This window comes from Neoroseomonas rubea, assembly GCF_016106015.1.
Taxonomy (GTDB): Bacteria; Pseudomonadota; Alphaproteobacteria; order Acetobacterales; family Acetobacteraceae; genus Neoroseomonas; species Neoroseomonas rubea.
Genome location: NZ_JACADQ010000327.1, coordinates 1 through 4740, shown reverse-complemented (window position 1 = coordinate 4740; position 4740 = coordinate 1). Strand labels below are relative to the sequence as shown.

At 70.9% G+C, this 4740-nt stretch carries 4 protein-coding genes; 2 read left to right on the top strand and 2 right to left on the bottom strand.

The annotated features are described in order from the left end of the window. On the bottom strand, window positions 1-211 hold a 211-nt coding region (locus HW577_RS26670; RefSeq protein ID WP_232475111.1), incomplete at its 3' end, for a hypothetical protein. Window positions 212-332: 121 nt separating this feature from the next. Continuing rightward, the gene (locus HW577_RS20945; protein ID WP_198378061.1) at window positions 333-1331 is read right to left on the bottom strand and encodes an aspartate-semialdehyde dehydrogenase; all 999 of its coding nucleotides are present in this window, start codon (window positions 1329-1331) and stop codon (window positions 333-335) included. A gap of 180 nt (window positions 1332-1511) precedes the next feature. Here HW577_RS20945 and HW577_RS20940 point away from each other — a divergent pair, with 180 nt between their 5' ends. Together HW577_RS20940 and HW577_RS20935 are read left to right on the top strand one after the other, a co-directional pair. After that, window positions 1512-3137: a lysine--tRNA ligase gene (locus HW577_RS20940; RefSeq protein WP_332837774.1), complete on the top strand. Its 1626-nt coding sequence runs from the start codon at window positions 1512-1514 to the stop codon at window positions 3135-3137. After that, window positions 3134-4740 (top strand): lysylphosphatidylglycerol synthase domain-containing protein (locus HW577_RS20935; RefSeq protein WP_332837773.1); only part of this gene is annotated, 1607 nt, incomplete at its 3' end. The genes HW577_RS20940 and HW577_RS20935, both read left to right, overlap by 4 nt.

Sequence of the window (4740 nt, the reverse complement as noted above, 5' to 3'; positions counted from 1 at the left end):
GATTCAAGCGAGTCCGGAGTTCGGGCGAGTGCTCTCCCGATCCACCGGCGCCGCGCGGCTGGACGCTGATGCGCAGCACGGAGGCGGCGACCTCCGGCGCGGCGGCGTCGAGACAGCCGGCGGTTTGGCGGCCGTGCGGCGTGCCCGCGCAGCCAGCGAGGAGCAGCAGCAGCGCACCCGCGGCGCGGGGCAGGGCGATCCCGATGGCCATGGGCCGGAGGATCGCCGCCGGAGGTGAAGATACCGGAAATCAGGAAAGACACGCCGGGCGGGACAAAGGTCAACGCCCGGCTGCCGGGACGAAGGGGGACGTCGCCGCCCCCCTGGCCGGATCAGGCGGCCTTCAGCCGCTCGGCGATCTGCACCGCGTTCAGCGCCGCGCCCTTCAGCAACTGGTCGCCGCAGAGGAAGATGTCGAGCCCGCGATCCCCGAAGACGGGGTTGGCGCGGATGCGCCCGGCCTCGACATCATCCTGCCCGGTCGCGGTCAGCGGCATCGGGTAGATCCCGTTCTCCGGGTCGTCCACCACCTTCACGCCTGGGGCGCGGCGCAGCACCTCCCGCGCCGCCTCGGGTGTGACGGGCCGCTCGGTCTCGATCGTCACGGCTTCGGCGTGCACGCGCATGGTCGGGATGCGGACCGCGGTGCAGGAGATGGGCAGGTCCGGCAGCCCCATGATCTTCCGGCTTTCCCAGACGACCTTCATCTCCTCCCGCGTGTAGGCGTTCGGCTGGAAGGAATCGATCTGAGGGATGACGTTGAAGGCGAGCGGCCAGCGGAAGACGTCGTGCCGGGGCTTCTCGCCGTCGACCAGCACGCGGCGCGTCTCGCGCTCCAGCTCCGCCATGCCTTCCGCGCCGGCGCCGGACGCCGCCTGGTAGGTAGAGACGATGACGCGGCGCAGCCCGAAGGCCTGGCGCAGGGGCTCGAGCGCCACGACCAGGATCGCCGTCGTGCAGTTCGGATTGGCGATCAGGCGATGCGCGCCGATCGCCGAGGCGTTCACCTCCGGCACCACCAGCGGAACGTTGTCCTGCAGCCGGAAGGCGGAGGAATTGTCGACCACCGTCACCCCGGCTTCGACCATCTTCGGCGCATGCGCCTTGGCGAAGTCGCCCGAGACGGCGAGCAGCGCGAGGTCGAGGTCGCGCATCTTGGCGTCGGAGAATTCCTCGATCTCCGTCTCCCCGAAGGGCGTCGTGGTTTTCGTGCCGGCGCTGCGGGCGGAGGCAAACAGCCTCAGGGAGGAGACCGGGAAGGCCCGGCGCCCCAGAACGTCCACGAGTTCCCGGCCCACCGCTCCGGTGGCGCCGACGATGCCGACACGCATGTCCCTGTGTGTCCTTTCAGGGTCTGAAGGGGCGGGCTGGATAGCGCAACGGGCCCGGCGCACCAATGCTTTCCGGCGCGGGGCCGCCCCCCGGGGCGGGCATGACGCGCCGGCGGGGTCGCCCTTCCGCCCAGGGCCACCTATAAGGCGCCACCGCTGTGACCGAATGGGTGCACCACCGTGACGACCGCCCCCGCCGACCTGAACGCCGTGAAGGCCTGGCCCTTCGAGGAAGCGCGCAAGGTTGCCGCGCGGCTGGCGAAGTCCGGCAAGGGGCAGGCGCTGTTCGAGACCGGCTACGGCCCCTCCGGCCTGCCGCATATCGGCACCTTCGGGGAAGTGGCGCGCACCTCCTGGGTCCGCCGCGCCTTCGAGATGCTGACGGGGATGCCCTCCCGCCTGATCGCCTTCAGCGACGACATGGACGGGCTGCGCAAGGTGCCGGACAACGTGCCGAATAAGGAGATGCTGGCGCAGCATCTCGGCCGGCCGGTCACCGCCATCCCCGACCCCTTCGGCACGCATGAGAGCTTCGGGCACCACAACAACGCCCGGCTGCGGTCGTTCCTGGATGCCTTCGGCTTCGAATACGAATTCGCGAGTTCCTCGGACTACTACAAGTCCGGCCGCTTCGACGCCGCGCTGCTGCGCATGGCCGAGCGGCACGAGGAGGTGCGCGGCGTGATCCTGCCGACGCTCGGCCCCGACCGGCGCGCGACCTATTCCCCCTTCCTGCCCATCCATCCGAAGACCGGCATCGTGATGCAGGTGCCGATGGAGGAGGTCCGCCCCGCCGACGACCTGCTGGTCTGGGTCGACCCCGCGACCGGCGAGCGGCACGGCACGCGCATCACCGGCGGGCATTGCAAGGCGCAGTGGAAGGCCGACTGGGCGCTGCGCTGGTATGCGCTCGGCGTCGACTACGAGATGTCGGGCAAGGACCTGATCGATTCCGTGCGCCTGTCCTCGGCCATCTGCCGCGTGCTGGGGGGCGAGCCGCCCGAGGCCTTCACCTACGAGCATTTCCTGGATGAACAGGGCCAGAAGATCAGCAAGTCCAAGGGCAACGGGCTGACCATCGAGGAATGGTTGCGCTACGCGCCGCCGGAGAGCCTGTCGCAGTTCATGTACAACCAGCCGCAGCGCGCCAAGCGGCTGTATTTCGACCAGATCCCGCGCGCGGTGGACGAATACCTGCAGCACCGCGCCCGGCTACGCGTGGCGGCCGACCCCGCCGTGCCGGCCTGGCACATCCATGGCGGCGCGGCGCCGAACGACCCGGAGCCGCCGGTCTCCTTCACCATGCTGCTGAACCTCGCCTCGGTCGTGAACGCCGACGATCCGGAGATGCTCTGGGGCTTTCTGCGCCGCTACGCGCCGGGGGCGACGCCGGCGAGCCAGCCTTTGCTCGGCAAGCTGGTGGAGCATGCCATCCACTACTACCGGGACTTCGTCCTGCCCACGAAGCGCTTCCGCCTGCCCAGCGAGGCCGAGCGCGAGGCGCTCTCGGCGCTGATGGCCGCGCTGCGCGACCGCGCGACGGATCTCGAGGCGATGGCGCCGGAGGACCGCGCCAAGGCCGCGCAGGACATCGTCTACGATGCCGGCCGGCGGGATCCCTTCCTGGAACCGGGCAAGGACGGCAAGCCGGGTGTCTCCCGCGCCTGGTTCAACGCGCTGTACCAGGTGCTGCTGGGGCAGCAGGAAGGGCCGCGCTTCGGCGGCTTCGTGGCGCTCTACGGCATCGCGGGCACGATCGGGCTGATCGAGGCCGCGCTCGCGCGCACGGAAACGCCCGCGGCGTGAGCGAGCCCTCCGGCCCGCAGCGCGCCCTGGCGCTTCTCAAGCGCCACGGCCCGACCGTGTTCGGGCTGCTGCTGCTGCTTGGCGCGCTGTTCGTGGTGCAGCGGGAATTCCGCGGCCTCGCCTGGGCGGATATCCGCGGCGCGCTGCATGCGACGCCGGCATCCGCGCTGTGGGCCGCGGGCGGCTTCACGTTGCTCGCCTACCTGATCCTGACGGCCTATGACCGGCTGGGGTCGGTCTATGCGGGGCATCCGGTGTCCTACGCGCGGACCTCGCTCGCCTCCTTCGTCGCCTATTCCATGGCGAACAACCTCGGCTTCCAGACCGTCTCGGGGGCGGCGGTGCGCTACCGGTTCTACGCCGCCTGGGGGCTGCCGCCTCTCGCCATCGCGAAAGTGGTCGCCTTCACCTCGCTCACCTTCGGGCTCGGCGGCTTCGCGCTCGGCGGCCTGGTGCTGGTGGTGGAGCCGGAGGTGCTGCCCTTCTTCGGCGACGGCACGGCGCGCTGGGCGATGCAGGCCCTGGGCATCCTGCTCTGGGCGATCGTCTGCGCCTACATCCTGCTGGCGCGCTTCGTGCCGCATTTCCGCCTGTTCGGCTATCAGATCGACCTGCCGGGCTTCCGCATGGCGGTCGGCCAGACGGCGCTGGCGAGCGCCGATGTCGCGGTGACGGCGCTGATCTTCTGGGCGCTGCTGCCGCCGGCCGAAGGGCTCACCTTCCTGCATTTCCTCGGCATCTACGTGGCGGCCTATACGGCGGGGATCGCGGCGAACGTGCCGGGGGGTATCGGCGTCTTCGACGGGGCGATGCTGTTCGCGCTGTCGGGCTACCTGCCGACACCCGTCGTGGTGGGCGCGCTGCTGCTCTTTCGCCTGTACTACTACATCGTGCCGCTGTTCCTGGCGGGGCTGCTCTTCGCGGGCTTCGAGGTGAGCCAGCGGCGCCACCTGCTGGACCGCCTGGCCCCCGAACGCGGCGTCGCGATGTCCTTCGAGGTGCCGGCGCTCGCGGCCCTCGCGGGGCTTGCCGCGCTCGTGCTGCTGTTCATCGGCGCGCTGCCGCCCAAGACCGGGCCGCTCGAAGGCGTGTTCGAGCTGCTGGACGAGGCGGCGAGCCATTTCGCGGCCTCGGTCGTGGGATCCCTGCTGCTGGTCGCGGCCTATGGGCTGGTGCGGCGCCTCGCCATCTCCTGGTGGGCGACACTGCTGCTGCTGCTGAACGGGACGATGATAGCCTGGCTCCGCGGGGAGCCCTGGTGGCTGACCGGCATCTTCCTGCTGATCGCCGTGCTGCTCGCGACCGTCCGGCCGGCCTTCTACAGGCGCGCGCGGCTGACGAGCGAGCCGCTTTCGGCCGAGACGGCCGGGGCGCTGACCGCGCTCGGCCTGTGCGCCTTCACCCTCGCTCTCGTCGCCTATGGGGGCGGCGTCGCCGACAATTCGTGGTGGGGCGTGGTGTTCGCCGAGGATGCGCCGCACACGCTGCGATTCGGGGTCGGGCTCGCGGGCGTGCTGCTGCTGGTCGCGGCGGTGCGCCTTCTGCGGCCGGCGCGCCCGCCGGCGCTGCCCTTCGACCAGGCGGCGCGCGAAAGGCTCGCGGC

Coding starts and splice junctions, on each gene's coding strand:
- HW577_RS20945 (WP_198378061.1), bottom strand. CDS start 1,331: ATGCGTGTCGGCATCGTCGGCGCCACCGGAGCGGTGGGCCGGGAACTC.